A 22044-nucleotide genomic window follows, 5' to 3' on the forward strand; every position below is an offset into this window, starting at 1 on the left:
CTCATGAACACGGGCCTTCTCCTGCTGCGGGTGGTCGCCGGCCTGCTGATCGCGGGCCACGGCGTCCAGAAGGTCAGCTTCCGCCTGGGCGGCAGCGGACTGGCGGGTGGCACCGCCGAGTTCCGCGGCGACGGCTTCCGCGGCGGGAAGCTCACCGCGCTCGCCGCGGGCGGCACCCAGATCGGGGCCGGACTGATGCTGGCGCTCGGCCTGCTCACTCCGCTGGCCGGCGCGGGTGTGATGGGCGTGATGACCGTCGCCCTCACCGTCAAGTGGCCGCACGGGCTGTGGGTGCAGCACGACGGGTACGAGTACCCCCTCGTGCTGATCGTCATCGGTGCGGTGCTGGCCGCCACCGGCCCCGGCCAGTGGTCGCTCGACGGCGCCCTCGGCCTGGCGCACTGGCCGTTGTGGTGGCTGCCGGTGGCGGTGGTCGCCGGCGTCGGCGGCGGCCTGGCCACGCGGCTCGCCCTGCACCGGGCCTGACCGCGGGCAACTCCCGATCGCGTGGGCCCCGGGGCAGCTACCTGCCCCGGGGCCCACGCTCATTCGTCACCCAGGGAAGGTCGATGAAGCCGAGTACCGTCGCGAATTCCGGCGGGTCCGCCTGGACCCCGCTGCGGGAGAAGGTGTTCCGCGCCCTGTGGCTGGCCCAGTTCGTCTCGAACGTGGGCGGCTGGATGCAGACCGTCGGGGCGCAGTGGCTGCTGGTCGGCCACGGGGCGGCAATGGTCTCGCTGGTCCAGGTGGCGGCCGGGCTGCCTGTGCTGCTCCTCGCCCTGCCTGCCGGCGTCCTCGCGGATCTGGTCGACCGCCGCAGGCTGCTGCTCGGGATGCAGGCGGCCATGGCCGCGGTCGCCGCCGTGCTCGCCGCGCTCGCGCTGACCGGCGTCCTCGGACCGTGGTCGCTGCTGCTCCTCACCTTCCTGCTCGGCTGCCTGACCGCGCTGAACGGTCCGGCCTGGCAGGCGCTCCAGCCCGGTCTGGTGCCGCGCGAGCAGCTGCGGCAGGCCTCGGCGCTCGGAGCGGTGAACATGAACGTGGCTCGTGCGCTCGGCCCCGCACTGGGTGGCGCCCTGGTCGCCGCCGCCGGTGTCGGTTGGACGTTCGCGGTCAACGCCGTCTCGTTCCTCGCCATCCTGCTGGTCCTGCTGCGCTGGCACCCCGTCGGACAAGCTGCCAGCCGCGGCCAGGAGCGCGAGCAGGCGCTCGCGGCGCTGCGCGCCGGCGGGCGCTATGTACGCAGCGCGCCGGGGGTTCGGCGGATCCTGCTGCGCAGCGCGTTGTTCGTCCCCGGGGCCGCCGCCCTGTGGGCTCTGCTTCCCGTGACCGCCGAGAACCGGTTGGGCCTTGGCTCCGCCGGGTACGGCATGCTGCTCGCCGCGGTGGGGCTGGGGGCGATTCTCGGCGCGGGCGCGCTGCCCCGGCTGGGTGCCCTTCTGGGATCAACCGGCATGCTGGCGCTGGCCGGCACGCTGACGGCGGGCACACTCGTCGTCGTCGCCGTCACCACGGACGCCGTCCTCGCCGGTTCGGTCCTCGCACTGGCGGGCGCGGCCTGGATCTGGGGACTCTCCACCCTCAGCGCCGCCTTGCAGCTCGAACTCCCCAACTGGGTCAGAGCGCGGGCGGTCGCCTTCTATCTGCTCGTCTTCCAGGGCGGCAACGCCCTGGGCGCGCTGGCGTGGGGGCAGCTGGCCCAGCACGCCGGCCTCACCGTCGCCCTGACCGCGTCGGCCGCGCTGCTCGTGCTGGGCGTGGTCTCCCTGCGCCGGCTTCCACTGCTGGACGGCCGGGTCGATCCGTCGCTGTCCGACACCTGGCCCGAACCGCGGCTGACCGTCGAGCCGGCCCCGCAGGACGGCCCGGTCCTGGTCACCGTCACCTACCGGGTCGCCGGCGCGGACTCCTCGGCCTTCGTCCGCGCGATGGGTGCCGTCGAGGCCTCCCGGCGCCGGACCGGTGCCATCGGCTGGGGCCTGTACCGGGACGCAACCGAACCGAACCGTTTCATCGAGGTCTTCACGGTGACCTCGTGGGCGGAGCACCGCGCCCAGCACCACGAGCGCTACACCGGAATCGACCGCGAATTCGAGCGCACGGCCCGGGAGTTCGTGCGGAGCGAGCCGGTCGTGACGCACGCCGTGACGGCCCGGGAGTGAGCCGGGTCCGGCTCGGCGCGCGCCCGACGGAGAAGCGCCGGTACGTGGTGGCTCAGAGGCCGAACCGGGCACGGTGGGAGGCGGGGACCAGGTCGGCGTACTCGGGGTGCTTGGTGATCCACCCGCGGATGAAAGGGCAGTAGGGCAGCACGGCGAGCCCCTGCTCGCGCGCCGCGTCCAGCGCGGCACGCGCCAGCCGGCCGGCCAGTCCCCGGCCCTCGAAGCGCGGGTCGATCTCGGTGTGGATGAAGGCGATCTCGTCGCCCGAGCGGTGGTACTCGGCGAAGCCGGCGAGTTCTCCGCCGTCGTGGATCTCGAACCGGGACTTGTCGGTGTCGTCGGTGACGAGCTGGTCCATCGTTCCTCCTACGGGGTGTGGTCGACCGCCTGGGCGATGCGCGGCACCGGAGCGCGGTGCCTGAGCGCGGCGTCGAAGCCATCATAGTTTAAATCTCAACATCTGTCCTGCCTCGACCGCCTCGGCACTCCCGTGCCCTCTGGGGACAGCACCGGGCACCCACGGAGCAGGCCGCCCCGGCCGGACCGCCTAACGTCGGTCGCGGCCCGGCCCGCGCGCCGCGCGGGCCGGCCGATGACGGCGCATCGGATGGTGAGGGAGACGGCTGACAGATGAGCGGAACCGATGAGTTCGACCTCGTGGTGCTGGGTGCCGGTCCGACCGGCGAGAACCTAGCCGATCGTGCCAGGGCCGGCGGGCTGAACGTGGCGATCGTCGAACGCGAGCTCGTGGGCGGCGAGTGCTCGTACTGGGCGTGCATGCCGAGCAAGGCGATGCTCCGGCCGCCGGCCGCGCTGCGGGAGGCGCAGCGGCTGCCCGGCGCCCGGGCGGCGGTCGGGGGCGGGCTGGACGCCGACGCGGTGCTGCGGCGCCGGGACGACTTCGCCTCGCTGTGGCGGGACGACGGCCAGGTGGCCTGGCTGGACTCCGCCGGGATCACGCTGGTCCGCGGGCACGGCCGGCTGGACGGCGAGCGACGGGTGGTGGTGGACGTCCCCGGCGGGAATCGCCGCATCCTGACCGCACGTCACGCCGTGGCCGTCTGCACCGGCACCGGTGCGGCCCTGCCCGACCTGCCGGGCATCGACCGGACGGGCGTGTGGACCAGTCGCGAGGCGACCAGCGCGGCCGAGGCCCCCGACCGGCTGGCCGTCATCGGCGGCGGCGCGGTCGCCGTGGAGATGGCCACGGCCTGGCGCGCGCTCGGCAGCCGGGTGACCCTGCTGGTCCGGGAGCCGGCGCTGCTGCCGCGGCTGGAGCCGTTCGCCGGCCACCTGGTGGCCGAGGCACTCCGGGAGTCCGGGGTCGATCTGCGGTTCGGGGTGTCGGTGGCCGGCCTGGCCCGGGACGGCGAGGTCGTCCTGGACCTCGGCGAGCACGGTGAACTGCGGGCCGAAGAGGTGCTGTTCGCCACCGGACGGCGGCCCGCGACCGGCGATCTGGGGCTGGAGACGGTCGGGCTGAAGCCCGGCGGCTGGATCGAGGTGGACGACACCGGGCTGGCCGTGGACGTGGCCGGCGGCTGGCTCTACGCGGCCGGCGACGTCAACCGCCGCGCGCTGCTGACCCATCAGGGCAAGTACCAGGGCCGGGTCTTCGGCACGGTGATCGCCGACCGGGCGGCCGGCCGTGAACTCGACCTCGCTCCCTGGGGGCGCAGCGTCGCGACCGCCGACCGGGCGGCCGTACCCCAGGTGGTCTTCACGGACCCGGAGGTCGCCTCGGTCGGGCTCACCCTCGCCGAGGCAACCGCGACCGGCCGGCGCGTGCGGGCCGTCGACTACCGGATCGGCGACGTCGCGGGGGCCGCGCTGTACGCCGACGGGTACCACGGGCAGGCCAGGGCCGTGATCGACCTGGACCGGGAGACCGTGGTGGGGGCGACCTTCGTCGGGTCCGGGGTCTCGGAACTGCTCCACTCGGCGACCGTCGCCGTCGCCGGGGAGGTACCGCTCAGCCGGCTCTGGCACGCGGTCCCCGCCTACCCGACCATCAGCGAGGTCTGGCTGCGCCTGCTGGAGGCCTACCGCGGCTGAGCCGGACGCGCGCGGACCAGCGGCCGGCCGCCGGGTCATCACCTACGACCGGCGCGGGTGGCCGAGGCGGGACGGCAAGGGCATGGTGGGCGGGGCCCGTCGTCGGACGGGCCCCGCCGGCTGGTCACGCCCCGCTCTGGGGAGTGACCACGAGGTGCTCGGCGAGGAACCAGACCTGGGCCTCACCGGTGCGGATGACCTGGGAGACCAGGAGGTCCTGGGTGCCGTCGTCGCCGAGCTGCGCGGTGCGGGCGGCCGCGTCGCGGGCCTCGGCGAGGATGGTCTCGTGGGCTTCGAGGAGCCGCGAGAGCATCGCCGGCACGTCCTCGACCCCGTCCGGCGGGCGCGGTACGCCGGTGATCTCGGCGGCGTGGCGGGGATCGCCCACCGCGACGCCGCCCAGGCTCCGCACCCGTTCGGCGAGCACGTCGACCAGGGCCAGCTGCTCCTGGGCGTGCTTGTCGAAGAGCAGGTGCAGTTGGTAGAAGGTCGGGCCGTGCACACCCCAGTGGTGCTTCTTGTACAGCGTGTACAGGAACTGGGTGTCCGCGAGGATGCGATTGAGCCGCTGGCAGGAGTACTGCCGGGCGTCGTGGGACAGGGCGATCGGCAGCTGTGTGACGGTGCCGAACGTCTGGATCTCGGGGCTGTGCTGGTGGAGGCGCGGTTGGCTGCTCATGGTTCTCCCGGTCAGTTGGTGACGGAGCGGACGGCGGCGCGGATCAGGTCGGCGACCTGCTCGGGGTGGGCGAGCATGACCAGGTGCGAGGAGTCGACCTCGACGGTGGTCATCCCGGCACGCTGGTAGCCGAACCGTTCGACCTCGGGGTTGATGGTCCGGTCGGCGGCGGAGACGAGCCCCCAGGACGGCTTGCTCCTCCACGCGGCGACCGGCGCGGCCTCGCCGAAGGCCGCGGCGGCGAGCGGGCGCTGCGAGACCGCGAGGACGCGGGCCAGCGCCGGGTCGACGTCGGCGGCGAAGATCGCCGGGAAACGGTCGACCTCGACCGAGACATCGGTGCCCTGGCCGTCCGTACCCCGGCCGTCCGTACCCCGGCCGTCCGCGCCCTCCAGCGGGAAGGGTGTGTACACCAGTGCGGACGCGAGCTCGGAGGCGGGGAAGCGGCCCTGCAGCTCGCCCAGGCTCTCCCCCTCCTCCAGCGCGTAACCCGCCAGGTACACCAGTGCCTTGACGTTCTCCTCGGCGCCGGCGACGGTGATCACGGCGCCGCCGTAGGAGTGGCCGACCAGCACGACCGGTCCCGGGATCTGCCGGACCATCGACGCGATGTAGGCCGAGTCACCGAGCAGACTGCGGTTGGGCACGGCCGGTGCCACCACCTTCAGCCCGTCGGCGAGCAGTTCGGGGATGACCCGGGCGAAGCTGGAGGCGTCGGCGAAGGCGCCGTGCACCAGCACGACGGTGGGGGTGTCGTTCGTCGTCATTCCTGAGTCCTTGGGGTTTCTGAGTTCTCCGGGCACCCGCCGCACCGGGGTCCGGCGCGGCGGAGGCCGTGACGGTGGCGGGCGGTCAGCCCTGGTGCAGCGCCTCGCGCAGCGTCTCGATCGCGAGGGTGATGGCGCCCTGCGCGGACTTCGAGGGACGCAGCGCGTCGAGCATCACGAAGTCGTGGATGGTGCCGAGGAACCGGACGGCGGTGACGGGAACGCCGGCCTGACGCAGCTTCACGGCGTACGCCTCGCCCTCGTCGCGCAGCACGTCGGCCTCACCGGTGATGACCAGCGCCGGCGGCAGCCCCTGGAGCTGCTCGACGGTGGCGCGCAGCGGGGAGGCGGTGATCTCGGCGCGCTGGTCGGGGTCGGTGGTGTACTGGTCCCAGAACCACTGCATGGCGTCGCGGCGCAGGAAGTAGCCGGTGGCGAACCGGTGGTAGGAGTCGGTGTCGAAGGCCGCGTCGGTGACCGGGTAGAACAGCACCTGCTGCACCAGCGGGACGTCGCCGCGCTCCTTGGCCATGAGCGTGAGCGCCGCGCTCATGTTGCCGCCCACGGAGTCGCCGGCGACGGCGAACCGGGTGGCGTCCAGGCCCTTGGTGGCTCCGTCGGTCACGACCCAGCGGGCGACGGCGTAGTTCTGCTCGATGGCGACCGGGTAGCGGGCCTCGGGCGACAGGTCGTACTCGGGGAAGACGACGGCGGCCTGCGCGCCGACGGCCAGCTCGCGCACCAGGCGGTCATGGGTGTGCGCGTTGCCGAACACCCAGCCCGCGCCGTGGATGTAGAGGACCGCGGGGAGCGGGCCGGTGGCCCCGGCGGGACGCACGATGCGGGCCCGGACCCGGCCGGTCGGGCCGCCGGCCACCTCGATCCACTCCTCGTCGACCTCCGGCTTGGCGATCTCGCCGGACTGCACCTCGTCGACCGCCTCGCGGCCCTTGGCCGGGCCCAGGTCGAAAAGGTAGGGCGGGTTCGCCGTGGCCTCGACGAAGGCCTGGGCCTCGGGCTCCAGGGTCGGCCCGGCACCGGCGGCGTTCTGCTCGGACATGGTGATCACCTCTGGGTTTCGTTGTCCTGTGTGGTGGTGATCAGGCTAGGAACGCGCAGGCGGGAGGCCTGTCCTGACGGCGCACGCCCTCCAGCCGATCCGCGCACCCCTCACCGCGCCGGCCGACGCCCCGGCCTGGCTGCCGCTCTTCGAAGGCTCGGTCGAAGGTTTCGCTTCCACTCCCCGTGCCGGTATGAATGAGCCGGAAGACCCGGCGGGCCGCCCCGCCTCACCAGGAACGGCGGTGCAAGGCCACGTGCACGGTGTCGACGGCCTGGATCAGCGCGGCCCGCGCGGTGCCGGTGGGATGGAGCGCGTCGAGGAGCAGGAAGCCGTGCACGGCACCCTGGTAGCGCGTCGCCACCACCGGGACGCCCGCCACGCGCAGCCTGGCCGCGTACGCCTCGCCCTCGTCCCGCAGCACGTCGGCCTCTGCCGTGACCACGAGCGCCGGGGGCAGCCCGGCGAGTTGGTCCGGGGTGGCCCGCAGCGGCGCGGCGGTGGCCTCCCGCCGCCGCCGCACCTCGGGCAGGTAGTCGTCCCAGAACCGGCGCATGTGGTCGCGGTGCAGGAAGTACCCCGTCGCGAACCTGCGGTAGGACGGGGTGTCGAAGTCCGCGTCGGTCACCGGGCACAGCAGCACCTGGTGCACCAGCCGTACGTCCCCGCGCTGCTGCGCGAGCAACGTCAGGGCCGCCACCAGGTTGCCCCCCGCGGAGTCGCCGACGGCGGCGATCCGGTGTCCGTCCAGCCCGATCTCGTGGCCGTGCGCCTGGATCCAACGGGCCACGGCGTAGCACTGCTCGATGGCCACCGGATAGCGGGCCGCGGGTGCCCGGGCGTAGTCCACGTACACGACGGCGGCGTCGGTGCCCAGGGAGAACTCCCGGATCAACCGGCCGTAGGAGGTGGCGTCGCCGAGCGACCAGCCGAGGCCGGGCAGGAACAGCACCACGGGGCTCGGCTCGACGGCGCCGACGGGTCTGGTCACCTGGACGTGCACCCGCCCGGTCGGTCCGCAGGGCAGGGCGAGCCATTCCGCCGTGGTGCCGTACGGATCGTCCGGCTCCCTGCCGACCGACGCGGCGACGTCCCCCGCGTGGTCCGGGGCGAGGAGGGAGAGGTCCGGTAATTCCGTCGCCCCCTTGCCGGCAGATGCGTCCAGGAACTCCTGGAGCGCCCGGTCGAGCGCCGGTCGTCGGCCGTGCGAGGGGGTGGTGTCGGACAACTCTTCGCTCCTGGCGTGATCGGACGGGCGCTACGACGCGCGGCGCGCACCGTGGCGGGCACCCGGTGCGCGCCGGGCGCGATGCCGGGGCGCAATGCCGGGCGCGCCTTCCCACCCTGCGCACACGCCGCTCGACCGTACTGCCGCGATGGCGGCCGCGGTGGCCTTTCCGTGCACGGATTTCCGACCGCCGGCGGGCGGAACGTCAGCCGACGTCCGCGTGCCTGTTGGGTCATTTGGCTGGGATTCGTCCTCCCGCCCAGAAGGCGGGTGACGGCGAGAAGCGGGCTGTTCGTGGACTACGGGCGAACGGCGATAAAATTACCCAAACCGATAGAATTGCCCAAACCGGTGGCCTGGCTTCCGGGCCCAGGCTGCCGCTCGACCTGTGTGACGCCGGGGAGCGGCACGGTGGCGAGGTCTCCTGAGGAACGCGGTGAGAAACGCGGAGTCCCGCACAGCGCTGGTGCGCGGGCCAGGTTGCTGCCCGTGCTGCCTGCTCTGCTGCTGTTCATCGGCCTGCTCATCGGCCTCTTCACGCCCCGCGATGTCAGGCCGGACGCCTTCCTCGCCACAGCCATGGTCGCTGCCGCCGCGCTGCTGCCCCTGTGGGGGACCGTGCTCACCGGAGTGGGCGCGTGCGCCATCTACGTCGGCCTCATGGTGGATTTCGATGCGCTGCGGGATGCGACCGCCTACTCCGAGCTGACCACCCTCGTGGTGATCGCGGCATTCGCCGTCTTCCTCAACCGCATGCTGGGCCGACGCGCCCATCAGCTGACTCAGGTCCGCTCGGTGGCCGAGGCGGCCCAGCTGGCGGTGCTGCATCCGGTACCACGCCACCTCGGGCACGTCACGCTGGAGAGCCTCTATCTCGCCGCCGCCGCGGAGGCCCGGATCGGCGGCGACCTGTACGAGGCGATACGCACCCCGAACGGCGTACGGCTGCTCATCGGCGACGTACGCGGCAAGGGCCTGCTCGCGGTGCAGACGGCCGCGGCGCTCCTCAGCGCCTTCCGCGAGGCCGCCCACGACGCGCCCGACCTGCCCCACCTCGCGCACCGCCTGGAGACGAGCATGAGCCGCCGCGCCTCCCAGTACCCGGGGGTCCCGGGCTCGGAGATCGCTGAACGTTTCATCACCGTACTCCTCGCCGAGATCCCGGACGACGAACCCGTCGTCCGCACCGTCACCTGCGGCCACCCGCCCCCACTGCTGCTGCACTGCGGCGGGGTCCGGGCGCTGCTGCCCGCCGCTCCCTCGCCGCCGCTCAACCTGGGCATGCTGGTGAGCGACGGCTACCACGTCGACCTCGCCCCCTTCCACCCCGGAGACCAGCTCCTGCTGTACACCGACGGGGTCACCGAGACCCGCGACCGCTCCGGCGCCTTCTACCCCCTCGCCGAACGCGTCCGCTCGTGGAGCGGCGAGGCGCCCCACCAGCTCCTCGACCACCTCCATCGCGACCTGATCGCCTACAGCGGAGGCGAGCTCGACGACGACATCGCCGCCCTCGTCGCCCGGCGGCGCCCGAGCCGCTGAGCCTGAGATGTGGCTCTGACCTGCGCAGGTTTCAGGCGCCGGAACTCGTTCGAGGCGCCGCCGGTTCCGGGCCGGAGGCGACAGCCGTGTTTCCGCTCCACCGGGGTGCGGTCGTCCACCGGATCAGGCTCCGCCGCGAGGGCGAATCCCGCAGATTGATCACAATCCGGTACGCGCGGTACGCGCCCTAGGAGCGCTCGGTCGCACCGCCTGTAGCGGCGACCGGCGCCCCACTCGGGACACCGGTTGTCGTCGGCAAGGTTGCGAGCCGGTCGGGCGTGCGCGCGCCCGACCGGCGGACCGAGTCGCAGTGCGTCCGCAGGAGCAGCGAGAGCTCCCGGCCGGGCTCGACCCCGAGTTCGCGACCGGTCAGGCTGCGGTAGGCGTCGTAGCTGCGCATGGCCTCGACCAGGTTCCCCTCGGCCAGGTGCGCCTCGATCAGCACCCGCTGGGCGCTCTCCCGGAGCGGTTCGACACCGACCGCGACCATGGCCGACTCCACGGCCTCGGCGTAGCGGCCCACGCGCACGAGGTGGCGGCTCAGCGCCTCCAGGCCGTGCAGCAGCCGCTGGCGGATCCGCTCGCGCTCGATCAGCACCCAGTCGTCGTACCAGCCGGGCAGCAGGTCCAGCGCGTCGGCGCGCCACTTGAAGGTGCAGAGGTCGGCGGGGGTGGCGGTGTCGGCGATCAGGCGCCCGGCCCAGTCGCGCAGGACGTACAGGTCGACGACGGTGTGCTCGCGCATCGAGAGGGAGCACTTGTCCGAGTCGAGCACGTCGATGCCGGCCGCCTTGAGCCGCCACAGCGCCGAGCGGAGGTTGCCGGCCGCCCGGAGGTCGTCGCCCAGCGGCCAGAGGGTGCCGGCGGCATGTCGGCGTTCCACCCACCCGCCGTTGAGTGCGACGAACGCGAGCAGCCGCTTGCTGCCCTCGGGCACCTCCAGCCGGCGCCCCGCGTGCACCACCCGCGGAGTGCCGAAGAGGTGCAGGGTCGGCGCGTCGCCCTGAGTGGGGATCAGGATCGGCGATTCCAGGAACAGTGCGTGCATGGCGGTCCTCCGCGTCGAAGTCCGGCCCAGATGCTATGCGCGCCCCGTCACTCCCCCGTCACCGTGCGCGACCGAATGGTGCTTTCCCGCCCTTTCTCCCGGTACACCTGGTCAGCTCTGCCCACTTCCGACGCGGCAGCCCCGCAGGAAGTCCGCCACCAGGCTCAGCGCCACTCCCGCGTCGACCGCCTGCCCTCGTGACTCGGTCCACGGCCCCCGGAGGTCCGTGTTCGCCGTGACCGTGATCAGGAACCGGCCCGGTGCCTGCGGCTCCACCCGCACCACGCACACTCCGGCGTACGGGAGGTCCTCCTCGTCAGCCGGTCTCATCGATCGCCACCCGACCCTGCGACCTGCGGCTCGTCAACGGCCTGCCCGTCGCCGGCTCCCTGAGTGATCGCCCCCGGCTGCGGCTCGGCGGCCGGGCCGTTCCGGCCGTCTCCCTGCGACTGGCAGGAGACCTGCCGGCTCCGGACGAATGCGACCCACCCACCCGTCCATGCGCCCTCCTCCCCGAACTTCGTCACCGGGACCAGGATGTCCACGTCGGCGCCGGAGTCGAGCGTGATCCTGTCGCGGTGCCGTGCCTGCTGGACGGCCTCCGCGATGTCGGCCCGGGAGGCGACGCAGAAGTGGAGGCTCAGTTTGTCGCCGAGCACCCGGCGCACCTCGCGCCGGAGCAGCCGCTCGTCGCTCTGGACCGGCAGGTAGCCGGCGGGTGGCAGCTCGCCGAAGCCGCGCTCGGCCAGCGGGGGCAGGGGCCGAACCGCGACGTCCCGCCGCTCGCTGTCCTCCTTCGCGGCCTTCTCCAGGGCGTCCTTCATCGACAGCGCGAGCCGCGACCGGGTGCCCTGCGCCATGTCCACGATCTTCCTGATCTCCTCGACCAGCACCGCGTCCGCGGCCCGATCGGCCGTCGCGTCCGTACGGGTGTCCCGCCACTGCGCCAACTGGGCCTGGAACTGGAGGATCTGCGCCACGTAGACGTTCCACGGCCGCATGCCCAGCCGACCCTGCCACCAGCGCTCCGGTGGCGGCGCGCCCACCTCGCGGCGGGCCGACCAGGCATCCGTGATCCACTGGGAGACGTCCTGCCCGATCGGGATCACCAGGGCGACGCGGACCGGGGGCCGCGAGTAGTCGACCGGCGGCTCCCACTCGGACGGCAGGACGGACGGATCGGCCAACCAGGGCGTGTCGTCGTCCTGCTCGATCCCGAACACCCGGGAGGCCAGCCAGTTCCGGCGGTTCGCGCTGAACTGCTCCTCCAGCCCGGCCGCCTTGTCCGCCTTCAGCTCGATCCGCACGCCCTCGGCGGTGAACTGGCGGTTGGTCGTAGCACCCGAGCACGGGTCCTCGCAGAGCAGGCCCTGGACGGCGGTCTCGCCGTAGTCCCAGTCCGCGCGCGACACCTCCACCCACCAGAAGGTGTCATTGCCGAGCTGCAGGTCCTTGAGCGGCAGCGACACCTCGTGCCGGGAGCGCAGCGGCCTCCCCACCGCGTCGATCGCCAGCCCGGAACCGACCTTCAACTCGCCCTGGTCGATGACCACTTGGAAGCCATCGACCACGCCCGGGCCGCCGGACCTTCCGATCGCCGAGGCGAACTCCCGGGTGTAGTCCTGGATCCGGTTCAGATGCTCGGCCCGCAGGAACAGCCCGTCGAAGGCGTGCAGACGGTCGATGTCGCCGCCCGCGGTGTCCGGCGTACCGGCGGAGCGTTCGTCGGGCGTGCCGGTCGACGTGGCGTACCCTGCGGCCCCTCCCGCGCCCGCGGCGGCGCCGCCCTCGGCGATGGTCATGACTCGGCCCTCCCGGCGTCGGCGGTCTGCTGCTTCAGGTGCATGGTGACCACGGCGTCGTGGCCGTCGTGTCGCCCGGCCGCCGGTCCGTCCGCCACTCCGGCGAACGGCACCCACGGGTCCGTCCCGTAGCAGGGCTCGGGGCCGGTGCCCCGGATCAGGACCCGCACCAGCCGGTGCGCGGGCGCGTTCTCCAGGTCGACGACGGCCCGGGTGTCGTCGTCCGTCAGCCGTACCCCGGCCACCCCGCTCCGCGCCCAGCCCGCGCCGTGCTCGGAGAGCGAGGTGATCGTGATGGCCTGCTCCAGTGACCTGCGGTCCACCGGCTTGTCGAAGCAGAAGCTCAGACAGGTGTCGCCGCGGGACCACCGCAGCGAGCCCGGATCCAGCCGGGGCCCCCCGGCGTCCTCGCGCAGGGTCTCACCGAGCAGCGCGGGGGCCAGTCCGCACAGCAGTTCCTGGATGGCGCCGGTGGGCAGCAGTACGGTACGGGCCTTCGGCTCCACCTCCACGTCGGCGACCTGCACGCAGCCGGGCCGGGTGATGACGTCGAAGGTCAACTCCGCCAGCACCACCGGCGCGTGGTCCTCCGTCACCGGGAAGAGCTGCGGGCAGGCGTCGCCCTCTTCGGACTCCGGTGCGTCCTGGATCCCGTCACACGCGGCCAGCCGGCGGAACTCCGCCAGCAGTTGCTCCGCCCGGTGCCCGGGCGCGGTGGCCCGCACCCGGTCGGCGGCCTCCGCCGCCTCTCGACCCGCCGCGTCGTCCGAACCGGTGACCTCGTCCAGCCCGAACAGCACCCGTACCCGGTGGTACGGGCGGCGGCGGGGCGGTTCGTCCCCGCGGATCACCACCCGGACGGTCTCGGCGATCCGGGAGTAGTCGTCGTGGCGGCGGGTGATGTCGCACGGGTCGGCGAGGGCCGGTACCGGTCGGCTCGCGCAGGTCCCGAACTCGGCCGTCAACCAGGCCGTCACCCGCCGGCTGTCCCCGGGGCAGGGGTCGTCCTGCGGCCGGCCGGACGTGGCCCCGGCCGCCTGCCCGCCGTCCTGCTGCGGGTCGCTCGACGCCGGGTGGTCCGCGGCCCACCGGACGGCCCACTCGGTCAGCGAGGGGCACGCCTCGGCGTCCAGGGCGAGTTCGCGGCCCCAGCCGTCCACCGCCAGGCCGGGCCCGACCCGCAACCGGTCGCCGTCCGCGTCGAGGTGGACGCCGTACCCCCAGATCACACCCGGGCCGTGCAGCCAGGCCGAGTGCAGCATCTGCTTGCCACGCGGGTTGCCCATCAGCACGCGGAAGTCGTCCTCGCCGAGCAGCATGCCGAAGGCCACGCGCAGGGCGTCGAAGGGGGTCACCGGCAGTTCGTCCTGCCGGCACGGGCCGTCGGACGTGCCGCTCGCCGAGCCGCACGGTCCGCACGGGGAGGACACCCCCGTACCGGCCGCCCCCGAATGGCCCGGGTGCCCGGACCAGCCGGAGGCCGCCGACGATCCGCCCGGGTACGCCGAGCCGCCACCGGACGTGCCGCTCCCCCTGCCGGTCGCACCGCCGGCCGTACCACCGCACCCGCACGGTGCGCTGCTGCCGAGCGCCGTCATGGTCTCTCCTCCCTGTTGGAGCCGATGGTGGCCGCGCCGAGCGCGCGCAGCGCCCGCTCGTCCGCCGCCACGCCGGGTGGGGCGGCCGGGTCCACCGGGAAGGGCCGGTTCGCCTTGGCGTACTCCCGGCGCATCGCCTCGACCAGCTGCGGCTGGCCGACCCGCCCTCCGGACTCCGCGGCGCGGAAGGCCGCGGCGATCGCGGCGTTGCGGATCCAGCCGCCGGGAACGGGGTAGCGGTGGGCGAGCGCGGCGAGGTCGATGCCGTCGTCCCGTACCGGAGCCGGCAGGTGCAGCTGCCAGAGCCGGTGGCGGTCCGACTCGCCCGGGAGGTCGAAGGTGACCACGAAGTCCATCCGGCGGACGAACGCGGCGTCGATGTTCTGCCGCAGGTTGGTGGCCAGCACGGCCAGGCCGTCGAAACGGTCCAGCCGCTGGAGCAGGTACGCCGTCTCCAGGTTGGCGAAGCGGTCGTTCGCCTCCGAGATCTCCGTCCGCGTCCCGAACAGGGCGTCCGCCTCGTCGAGGAACAGCACCGCCTGCATCCGCTCGGCGGCGTCGAACGCGGCGGAGAGGTTCTTCTCCGTCTCGCCGATCCACTTCGAGACCACCTGCGAGACGTCCACCACCAGCAGGTCCGTCCCGGCGGCCGTCGCCAGCACCTCGGCCGCCAGTGACTTGCCGGTGCCGGGCGCCCCGCTGAAGAGCAGCCGGACACCGCGGTCGGCGCGGGCCGCCTCCCGCAGCCCCCAGTCGTCCAGGACTGCCGCCTGGTACGCCAACCGGGAAACCGCGTCCCGGAGTTGGCGGTCGGGCTCGGGCGCCAGAACCAGCCGTTCCCAGGGCGCCTGCGGGCTGACCAGGTCCACGCCCGGCGGGAGGACCGCGCCGGCCCTGGTCCGGATCGCGGCCGAGACATCCGTCCGTGCGCCGTCCGGCGCGAGCTCGTCGCAGCTGTGCACGTCCAGCGCGACCTGCGCGGTCAGCGCCGGGTCCAGTGGGTGACGGGCCGCCAGCTGCGGGGCCTGCCAGGCCTCGTCGGGTAGCGCCGCGCGCCAGGCGGCCCGGCGGTCCTCCGTGTCGATCGGCCCGACCGGCACGGTGAGCACCGGCCGTTCCGGGCCGGGCCGCACGGCGCCCGGTTCGGCGCAGACCAGGATCGGACCGACCACCCGGCGCAGGTCCAGCCTGGCCGGTCCCGCCCCCTCCTCCGGCCGGGGCGCCACCAGGACGGGCACCCCGCCGCGGGCAGCCGCGTGCAGGCCGAGCAGACCCAGCACGGAAGGGTATTCGGGGCGTACCCGCCCGGCCACCGGCCGCAGCCCGGCGGCGCGGGCCAGTGCCGCGCAGCGGCTCAGCGCGATCGTCTCGTCCGGCGCGGTCACGATCACGGTCCGCGGTGCGGTGGAGCGCAGCGCGGCCACGGCCCGCTCGGCGGCCGGTCGCGCCAGCCACCCGTCCAGTCCGGCGACCGGCGGCCCGACCTCGACCTCGGTCAGCGCGTCGGGCCAGGCGTCCCAGCCGTGCAGGGCCTCCCAGAGGCGGTCGGCCAAGCGGAGGCTGCGGTCGTGGAACGTCCCCTCGCCGGAGACGGCGAGGGCGCCGCTGCGCGCGGCCGCCCCCTCGTGGAGCAGCCGACGCAGCGCCGCCCGGTCGGCGGCCGGTCCGGCCGACGCCCCGAGGTGCCGTTCGTGATCGAACAGGAGGGCGGCGAGGCCGACACTCGGGTGCGAGTCGCCGCGCGGGTGCATGGTCCGAAAGGTTCTGGCCAGTCCCTCGTGCTCCTCCGGGAGGCCGGCGAGCAGCACGAGGTCCAGCTCCACCTCGGTGAGGCCCAGCCGATCCGTCAGCCGCCGGATCGGTGCCGGGTCGGTGTGCGGCGGCCGCTCGTGCTCGGCCGCGGTTTCGGCCCATTCACGCAGGAAGCCGACGGAGGATCCGGCGGACTCCTCGTCGCAGGTGGCTTCGAGCAGCGCGGCCAGCCGGAGGGCGAGCCCGGCCGCCCGTGCGCTGAGCCCACGGCTGACCGCCTCGGGCGGCGCTTCAGGTGTGGTGAGCGGGCGCGCCTGCGGTGTTTCCGGCGTCTCAGGCATAGACGTACCTCACCACCGCGCCGAGCCAGGGCACCCAGCCCGGGTCCAGGTCCAGCCCGGCCCGGCGGACCCTCAGGTCGGTCTGGGCGACACCCAGCCGGACCTCGATCCACCCGGGTTCGGCGAACACCTCCCCGCCGCGCCGGGCGATCGCCCGCACGGCGGCCCGGCCGTCGGCCGAACCGTTCTCGGGATCGAGCCGCGCGGCGGTGGCCGCGGCCCAGGCGGCGGCGAGGGCCCGCACCCGGGCCAGTTCGGCCGCCGTGGGCGGCGGGGCGGCGAGCAGGGCGCCGGCGTGGGCGGGGCCGACGCCGGCCAGGGCGACCAGCGCCGCGTCGTCCGGGGCCGCGTCCGGGAGGAGCTCGCACCCGATGCGGTGGAGCACCCAGCGCAGCGGGCGGGCGGTCAGGGCGGTGTCGTCCAGTGCGCGCTGCGGGAGACCGGCGTCGGCCGCGGTCGCCAACAGGAAGAGCAGACCGGCCCAGCCGGTGAACTCGCCGCTCGCCCCGTCCGGGGCCGTGCCCGGGGCGGGACCGTCGTCCCGGTGCGTTCGGGCCGGCTGGGACGGGCGGGTCTCGGCCCGGTGCCGCCGGGGATCCCCGGCCGGTCCGGCCGACGGTGCCTCGGCGGTCGGGTCCTCCGCTGTCACGTCCGCGCGCCCGGGCTGGTCCTGCGACCCCTCGCCGGAGGGCCTCGGCGCACCCTCTGCCGGTTCCCCGCCCGTCGCGGTGCTGTCGGCCGCCGGGCGCCGCTCACCGTTCGCGCACCCGGAGGAGGGCGCCGTCGGAGCCGGTGCCTCCGCCGTTCGGTCCGTCACGGGCGGCTGCGCGGCCGACCCGAGCACCGCTCCCAGCTCCTCCGCGAGCACCCGTGGCAGGGCGGGGTGCGGCCGACGGTGGAGCGAACCGGGATCGGCCTCGGCGGCCACCAGCACGGCCCAGGCGGCCAGCGTCGCGGGCCCGGGGCGCAGCCGGGCCGACCGGGCCAGCCCCGCCAGCGCCGAGCCGGCCAGCAGGGTCCGGGCGAGCGCCCGGGCCGGCGCGACCGGCGCGGTGTCGGCATCCGTGCCGCCGCGCGGCCCGGCGGGACCGGGCCCGCACCAGGACGCAACCGCCGTCAACGCGGCCACGGCCTGCCACCCCTCCTCTCCGAGCACCCGGTCCAGGGCCGGCAGCCCGCACACGGCCGCTGCCCGGAGCAGCGCCGCCGCCGCGTGCCGGGGGACGCGACCGAGCGCCGCGAGCACGGCTGTCCGGGGCTCGGCGGTGGGCGCGGGGTCCCCGGGTCGCAGTGCCCCCGCCTGCTGCCAGGCCCAGAGCCGCCCGGTCCGTCCGCTCGCCACCCCGGCCACCACGTCGGCGAGCAGCTCGACGTCGTGCCGGTAGTGAACGATCTCGCCGCGGCCCTCCCGGATCGTCCGCTCGATCGCGGCGGCCATCGCCGCCGACCAGTCCTGTCCACTGGCGGGGCCGGGCCGGTCGAGGTCGAGCGGCACGGTCAGCCGCAGCCGTCGGACGCACCATCGGCCGGCCGGCAGCCGCACCTCCCTCAGCGCGCGCTCCAGGCCGCCCTCGACGACGCACCGCAGGGGTGTCTCCAACCCGGCGCGGCCCGCCGACGCCGAACCGTCGTCGTGCAGCGTCGCCGACAACCGCCCGATCGCCACCGTCGGAGCGCTCATCCCACCCTCACCGCCCCCACGGCCGCCGTCTCCCCCACCCGCGCGGCTGCCGAGGGGACACCGACCACACCGTCCTCGCCGACCCGGACGTGGCCGACCACGGCGGGCCCCCAGGCCGCGCCGGGGCCGACCACCGAGGTGAGGTCGAGGTGCAGGCCGCGGCCGATCCGCATGCCGACGCCGAGCGGGCAGATCTCCGCCAGGGTGTGGGCGGGCTTGTACAGCTCGACGATGTTCCGGACCACGTCGAGCGGCTCGCCCTGGACCGGCGCCGCGATCAGGACGGTGAACCGGTGGGCCGTCGCCGTGTAGCCGTCCTCGCCGGGTCTGACGCCGCCCACGGCGAAACGGCCCAGGGTGGCCGTCGCCCGCGCCGCCCCGCCGACCGCGGGGGCCGACGGCCCGCCCGGCCCGGTGCCGAGGACGGCGCCGCCGAGCCCACGCATCCGCCAGTTCTCCACGACGGCGACCGGGACGGGCAGGTACAGCCGGAGGATCCGTTCCAGGCAGGTCAGGGTGCCGCGGATCCGGAACAGGTCGTACGTCTGGGCGACGAGCGCGCGCCGGGCGTCGATCGGCCAGCGCCGGTCGAGGACGATCCCGACCAGGCCGGCCAGCCAGCCGAGGGCCTCCTGCGGGGTGGCGGTCGGGTCGAGCAGGATCGTCCGCAGGGCCGCCCGCCCGTCGAGCTCGTGCAGCAGCCCTTCGGCCGGGGCGAGGAAGCGCTGGAGGAAGTCGGCGTCGTCCTCGTCCCGGCTGAAGGCTCGGGGCAGTTGGGCGAGCAGCCGGTGGCCGGGGCGCTCCACCCGCAGGGCCCGGACGCGCGGGGTGAGCCTGGCCGTCCCGCTGAGGCCGAGGACGACCCAGAGATAGCGGCCCGGTGCGGCGTCGACCGGGGCCTCGAACGTCTCGAACGTGTCGTCGGGGGCGATCTGCGCCCAGGGCCACTCGCGGCCGGTGGGGCGTCGGAACAGCCCGCCCAGCGGCCCCAGTCGGTCGAGCTGGAGTTCGGAGGGCAGCGGCGGGGTCTGGTCGCCGTGGCGGATCGCGCGCTGCCCCTGCACGGCCGGCGTCCACGGCAGCGGGTCGGGGACGGTGTCCTCGTCGCTGGTGAGGAAGCCCACCCGGACGTCGGTTCCCGGGGGGATGCAGGCGTCGAGGAAGATCCGGCCCCAGCGGGTGCGGTAGGCGCCGGCGTCGAGCCGGTAGGTGACGAGCCGTCCGCTCTGGACGTGCTGCGCCGCCGGGCCGGCCGTCCAGCCGAGGCCTTCGTCGCAGGTGTACGCCGTCCGCCCGTCCGGGCTGACCTCGACGGCGCCGCCGTCGTAGCGCGGTGCCCGGACGGGCTCGATCTCCGCCCAGCCGTCCCCGTCCGGCCGGAACCGGCGGAACGGCTGCCCGGGGCGGCCGGCGACGGTGAGCAGCCCGTCGCCGGCGAAGGCGAGGTCGCTCGCCTCGCCGACCTCGATCCGGTGGCTGCCGTCGGGTCGGGCGACCACGGCCCGCCCGCCGCAGGGCACCGACCAGAGCAGGTACACCTGCCCGGCCGTGACGGCGACCCGGGTGGGCGTCAGGCCCGCGGCGAGCAGCGGTCCGTGCAGCGTCGGGCCGCGTCCGGGGCCGCGCCGCCCGCGCAGCCGCACCAGGCCCGCCGGGTTCGCCAGCAGGACGACGGCGCCGTCGCAGAGCGCCGCCACGTCCAGCGGTCGGCGGGCGCGGTGGGCGACGGTGCGCACCGGCACCCGGCGCAGCAGGCGCTCGGCCCAGAGGTCGACCACCTGCACCGCGGCGCCGCAGGACTCGGCGATGTAGAGGCGCTGCGCGCTGTCCACGGCGAGGCCCCGCGGGGTGCGCAGGGTGCCGGGGTGCTGATCGGCGGGGGCGGCCGGCGCCTTCGGGTCGAGGACGTCGACCCGGCCGCTGCCCGGGTACGAGCGGTAGGCCCGCCCCCAGCGGTCGAAGGCCAGCCCGGCGGCGCCGGGTCCGGACGGCCCGCCGACCGACGACGGCTCCGGTCTCCAGGCGAGGCTCACCCCGCCACCGTCCATCAGCGCCGTGCCGTCGTGGGCGCAGCGGGCCCACTGGTCGGAGTCGGTGAGGATGGTGATCGCCCGGTCGCCGTCCATCAGCACACCTCCGGGGGCAGCGGGACGAGGACGGGGTCGCCGCCGGGCAGCGGGGTGGCCCCGTAACCGGCGCCGGGCGGCAGCGGCGGGCCGGTGACGACGGTGATCTCGGCGAGCCGGGGGACCTGCCAGGCCTTCAGCTGGACGAGCGGGGAGGTCGTCCAGGCGGCGGTCGGGTTCGCGCGTACGGCCAGCCCCAGTTCGCCGTCGAGGTACTCGACACCGTCCACCTGCACGGCGACGGCCTCCAGTTCGGCGCGCCGAACCGCCCGCCCGAGCGGCCAGCCGGTGCCGTCCGGTCCGTACGGCGGCACCGGCGCGAGGTACTGGCGGATGATCAGCTCGACCCAGCGGCGGACGGCGTCCACCTGGTAGCCGTCCCGGACGTGGACGCCGACGGAGACGGCGATGTCCAGGTACGTCGGGGGGATGACGTAGAGCTCGGTGGTGAGCAGCCTGCGCGGGTCGAGGTAGGCGGCGACGCGGCGCAGCAGGGCGAGGTCGGGCAGCGGCGCGCTCAGGTCGCGCAGGTCCTCGGTGGGGAAGACCAGGACGCTGACCACCCCGGCGGCGGACCTGCTCAGGGTGTCGGGGTGGAACAGCGGCAGCGTCTCGGCCCGCCGTACGCCGGGGACTTCGAGGGCGAGGGCGCGGAAGTCGTCGGCGGTCACGGCCCGGTCGCGCCGGTGGAGCTCGGCGGGGAGGCTGTCCAGGGCTTCGGCGAGGGAGGCCGGGTCGGCGCCGCCGGCGGCGGGCAGGACGTTCCTGGCCTTGATCCCGGCCACGCCGGTGAGACCGTCGATCGCCCCGGCCGGGACGTTCCCGGCGGCCCCGCCGCCGTAGCGGTAGGAGGTGACCCTGATCCGTTCGCCGATCTGCGGCACTTTGCTGCGGGTGCCGAACTGGACGAGCCCGGCGGTGAGGTCGACGGTGTAGTGCCGGTCCAGGGGGCCGCTGTCGGCGAAGGTCTCCACCTCCGTCCAGGGCTGCCAGCCGTCCACCTCCTCGACCTCCAGTCGGACGGTGCCGGGGACGACCGGGTGCTGGGTCAGCCGGTAGGTCTGGCCGGCGTCGGCGGTGCCGGTTCCGAGCAGTTCCGGGGAGGCCGTCCGGGCCTGGACGACGGCGACCACGTTGACGCCGACCCAGCGGATGCGGTGGATGGCGTCGTTCTCGGTCGCGGGGCGGCGTACCCGCAGCCAGCCGATGACGCGGGCCGCGGTCTTCTCGTCGTCCAGCGGGGGCGGGCTGAGCAGGTCGCCGGTGGTGGTGGGCGCTTTCGCGTGGGTGGGGAAGGTGTTCGGCAGTTGCAGGGTGACCACGCCGGTGGCGGTCAGGCCGCGGGTGGTGTCGGCGAGGACGGCCATGTTGGTGAAGGCGGTCCCGGCGCTGCCGGCCCGGTCGGGCCCGTTCCAGAGCTCCCAGAGGAAGGCGGGCGGGTCGGCGGTGAGGTCGGCGGCGCGCAGCCGGGAGCGGTCCGGGTCACGCGCCTCCAGGTCGAAGGGCCTGGGGAGTTCCGCGTCCTGGACGACCCCGAGGAAGATCGCGCGGTTGCGCAGCTCCGTCGGGTCGGTGCTGTTCCTGCCGAGCAGCGCGATCCAGAGGCACTGGTCGAGCGTGGTGCTGACGTCGAGTGACGGCTGATCGGTGGCCAGCGGGTCGGTGGGGACGGCGGTGGTGACGTAGAAGTCGGGGGCGGCCCCGGCGCGGACGTGGTTCTGCTGGTCGAGCGGGAGGGCGGCGACGGCGTCCTCCCGCCGGCGGGCCTCGGTGCTGCCCGGGGCGGCGGCCGGGGCGGCGGTCTTGCCGACGGCGAGGGTCTCCAGCGGCCAGGCGACCACCTCGCCCTCGGTCTCGAAGGGAACGGCCCCGGCGCGGGCCTCGGTGCCGCGCGGCAGCTGGACGCCGGCAGCCCCGTCGGTGTCCAACACCATGAGGGTGCGCGCGAGTTGGGCGGGCCGAGGGCGGAGTTCGAGCAGGCGGAGGAAGGCGACCTTGGTGGCGTCGGGGATCTGGTTGAAGCGGAAGAGCAGCGACTCGCCGAGGTACGCGAACAGCTCCAGCAGCGCCACGCCGGGGTCGGTGGCGTTGTGGTCGGTCCACTCGGGGTTGTAGACCGGGATGCGCTTGATCAGCTCGTCGCGCAGCTGAGCGAAGGTACGGTCGTCGAGGATCGGACCGATCAGGGCCATGGCCGGCTCAC

At 74.7% G+C, this 22044-nt stretch carries 17 protein-coding genes; 4 read left to right on the forward strand and 13 right to left on the reverse strand.

Annotation, left to right across the window (positions count from 1 at the left end; genetic code table 11):
• Positions 1 to 3 precede the first annotated feature (3 nt).
• Positions 4 to 486, forward strand: coding sequence for a DoxX family protein (locus tag ABZW30_RS18925; RefSeq protein WP_355672249.1), 483 nt, complete (start codon positions 4 to 6; stop codon positions 484 to 486).
• An 83-nt stretch (positions 487 to 569) separates the two neighbouring features.
• Entirely contained in the window at positions 570 to 2162 is a 1593-nt protein-coding gene (locus ABZW30_RS18930; RefSeq protein ID WP_355672250.1) for an MFS transporter, read from the forward strand.
• A gap of 52 nt (positions 2163 to 2214) precedes the next feature.
• Here the strand turns inward: ABZW30_RS18930 and ABZW30_RS18935 are convergent, their stop codons facing one another.
• The gene (locus tag ABZW30_RS18935) at positions 2215 to 2520 is read right to left on the reverse strand and encodes a GNAT family N-acetyltransferase (RefSeq protein WP_355672251.1); all 306 of its coding nucleotides are present in this window, start codon (positions 2518 to 2520) and stop codon (positions 2215 to 2217) included.
• Positions 2521 to 2792: 272 nt separating this feature from the next.
• Between ABZW30_RS18935 and ABZW30_RS18940 the strand changes: the two genes are divergently transcribed.
• Complete coding sequence (locus ABZW30_RS18940; RefSeq protein WP_355672252.1) at positions 2793 to 4217, forward strand: NAD(P)/FAD-dependent oxidoreductase; 1425 nt, start codon at positions 2793 to 2795, stop codon at positions 4215 to 4217.
• A 124-nt stretch (positions 4218 to 4341) separates the two neighbouring features.
• Here the strand turns inward: ABZW30_RS18940 and ABZW30_RS18945 are convergent, their stop codons facing one another.
• The 4 genes from ABZW30_RS18945 to ABZW30_RS18960 all read right to left on the reverse strand — a co-directional run bounded on the left by ABZW30_RS18945 (position 4342) and on the right by ABZW30_RS18960 (position 7951).
• On the reverse strand, positions 4342 to 4896 hold the full coding sequence (locus tag ABZW30_RS18945; RefSeq protein WP_355672253.1) for a DNA starvation/stationary phase protection protein: 555 nt from the start codon (positions 4894 to 4896) through the stop codon (positions 4342 to 4344).
• A gap of 11 nt (positions 4897 to 4907) precedes the next feature.
• Complete coding sequence (locus ABZW30_RS18950; RefSeq protein WP_355672254.1) at positions 4908 to 5663, reverse strand: alpha/beta hydrolase; 756 nt, start codon at positions 5661 to 5663, stop codon at positions 4908 to 4910.
• Positions 5664 to 5748: 85 nt separating this feature from the next.
• The gene (locus tag ABZW30_RS18955; RefSeq protein ID WP_355672255.1) at positions 5749 to 6723 is read right to left on the reverse strand and encodes an alpha/beta hydrolase; all 975 of its coding nucleotides are present in this window, start codon (positions 6721 to 6723) and stop codon (positions 5749 to 5751) included.
• A gap of 229 nt (positions 6724 to 6952) precedes the next feature.
• Positions 6953 to 7951: an alpha/beta hydrolase gene (locus ABZW30_RS18960; protein ID WP_355672256.1), complete on the reverse strand. Its 999-nt coding sequence runs from the start codon at positions 7949 to 7951 to the stop codon at positions 6953 to 6955.
• Between the two features lie 489 nt (positions 7952 to 8440).
• Here ABZW30_RS18960 and ABZW30_RS18965 point away from each other — a divergent pair, with 489 nt between their 5' ends.
• Positions 8441 to 9493, forward strand: coding sequence for a PP2C family protein-serine/threonine phosphatase (locus tag ABZW30_RS18965; protein ID WP_355672257.1), 1053 nt, complete (start codon positions 8441 to 8443; stop codon positions 9491 to 9493).
• A gap of 187 nt (positions 9494 to 9680) precedes the next feature.
• Here the strand turns inward: ABZW30_RS18965 and ABZW30_RS18970 are convergent, their stop codons facing one another.
• The 8 genes from ABZW30_RS18970 to ABZW30_RS19005 all read right to left on the reverse strand — a co-directional run bounded on the left by ABZW30_RS18970 (position 9681) and on the right by ABZW30_RS19005 (position 22033).
• Entirely contained in the window at positions 9681 to 10541 is an 861-nt protein-coding gene (locus tag ABZW30_RS18970) for a BTAD domain-containing putative transcriptional regulator (RefSeq protein ID WP_355672258.1), read from the reverse strand.
• A gap of 111 nt (positions 10542 to 10652) precedes the next feature.
• Entirely contained in the window at positions 10653 to 10871 is a 219-nt protein-coding gene (locus tag ABZW30_RS18975; RefSeq protein ID WP_355672259.1) for a hypothetical protein, read from the reverse strand.
• Positions 10868 to 12343, reverse strand: a complete 1476-nt coding sequence (locus tag ABZW30_RS18980; protein WP_355672260.1) for a hypothetical protein — start codon at positions 12341 to 12343, stop codon at positions 10868 to 10870. The genes ABZW30_RS18975 and ABZW30_RS18980 overlap by 4 nt, the downstream gene beginning before the upstream one ends.
• Positions 12340 to 13698 (reverse strand): hypothetical protein, encoded by a 1359-nt coding sequence (locus ABZW30_RS18985; protein WP_355672261.1) that lies wholly within the window; start codon positions 13696 to 13698, stop codon positions 12340 to 12342. Before ABZW30_RS18985 ends, ABZW30_RS18980 begins: the two co-directional genes overlap by 4 nt.
• 239 nt (positions 13699 to 13937) lie before the next feature.
• Positions 13938 to 16034 (reverse strand): ATP-binding protein, encoded by a 2097-nt coding sequence (locus tag ABZW30_RS18990; protein ID WP_355672262.1) that lies wholly within the window; start codon positions 16032 to 16034, stop codon positions 13938 to 13940.
• On the reverse strand, positions 16027 to 17715 hold the full coding sequence (locus tag ABZW30_RS18995) for a hypothetical protein (RefSeq protein ID WP_355672263.1): 1689 nt from the start codon (positions 17713 to 17715) through the stop codon (positions 16027 to 16029). Before ABZW30_RS18995 ends, ABZW30_RS18990 begins: the two co-directional genes overlap by 8 nt.
• On the reverse strand, positions 17712 to 19841 hold the full coding sequence (locus ABZW30_RS19000) for a phage tail protein (protein ID WP_355672264.1): 2130 nt from the start codon (positions 19839 to 19841) through the stop codon (positions 17712 to 17714). Before ABZW30_RS19000 ends, ABZW30_RS18995 begins: the two co-directional genes overlap by 4 nt.
• Positions 19841 to 22033, reverse strand: a complete 2193-nt coding sequence (locus ABZW30_RS19005; protein ID WP_355672265.1) for a putative baseplate assembly protein — start codon at positions 22031 to 22033, stop codon at positions 19841 to 19843. The genes ABZW30_RS19000 and ABZW30_RS19005 overlap by 1 nt, the downstream gene beginning before the upstream one ends.
• Between the last annotated feature and the right edge of the window lie 11 nt (positions 22034 to 22044).

The organism is Kitasatospora sp. NPDC004669 (assembly GCF_040609455.1).
Taxonomy (GTDB): Bacteria; Actinomycetota; Actinomycetes; order Streptomycetales; family Streptomycetaceae; genus Kitasatospora.

Bases quoted from the DNA above. Each gene is read 5' to 3' on its own strand.
- ABZW30_RS18990 (WP_355672262.1), bottom strand. From the start codon at position 16,034: ATGCCTGAGACGCCGGAAACACCGCAGGCGCGCCCGCTCACCACACCT.
- ABZW30_RS18930 (WP_355672250.1), top strand. From the start codon at position 570: ATGAAGCCGAGTACCGTCGCGAATTCCGGCGGGTCCGCCTGGACCCCG.
- ABZW30_RS18940 (WP_355672252.1), top strand. From the start codon at position 2,793: ATGAGCGGAACCGATGAGTTCGACCTCGTGGTGCTGGGTGCCGGTCCG.
- ABZW30_RS18995 (WP_355672263.1), bottom strand. From the start codon at position 17,715: ATGAGCGCTCCGACGGTGGCGATCGGGCGGTTGTCGGCGACGCTGCAC.
- ABZW30_RS18945 (WP_355672253.1), bottom strand. From the start codon at position 4,896: ATGAGCAGCCAACCGCGCCTCCACCAGCACAGCCCCGAGATCCAGACG.
- ABZW30_RS18970 (WP_355672258.1), bottom strand. From the start codon at position 10,541: ATGCACGCACTGTTCCTGGAATCGCCGATCCTGATCCCCACTCAGGGC.
- ABZW30_RS18975 (WP_355672259.1), bottom strand. From the start codon at position 10,871: ATGAGACCGGCTGACGAGGAGGACCTCCCGTACGCCGGAGTGTGCGTG.
- ABZW30_RS19000 (WP_355672264.1), bottom strand. From the start codon at position 19,841: ATGGACGGCGACCGGGCGATCACCATCCTCACCGACTCCGACCAGTGG.
- ABZW30_RS18925 (WP_355672249.1), top strand. From the start codon at position 4: ATGAACACGGGCCTTCTCCTGCTGCGGGTGGTCGCCGGCCTGCTGATC.
- ABZW30_RS18950 (WP_355672254.1), bottom strand. From the start codon at position 5,663: ATGACGACGAACGACACCCCCACCGTCGTGCTGGTGCACGGCGCCTTC.
- ABZW30_RS18935 (WP_355672251.1), bottom strand. From the start codon at position 2,520: ATGGACCAGCTCGTCACCGACGACACCGACAAGTCCCGGTTCGAGATC.
- ABZW30_RS18955 (WP_355672255.1), bottom strand. From the start codon at position 6,723: ATGTCCGAGCAGAACGCCGCCGGTGCCGGGCCGACCCTGGAGCCCGAG.
- ABZW30_RS19005 (WP_355672265.1), bottom strand. From the start codon at position 22,033: ATGGCCCTGATCGGTCCGATCCTCGACGACCGTACCTTCGCTCAGCTG.
- ABZW30_RS18980 (WP_355672260.1), bottom strand. From the start codon at position 12,343: ATGACCATCGCCGAGGGCGGCGCCGCCGCGGGCGCGGGAGGGGCCGCA.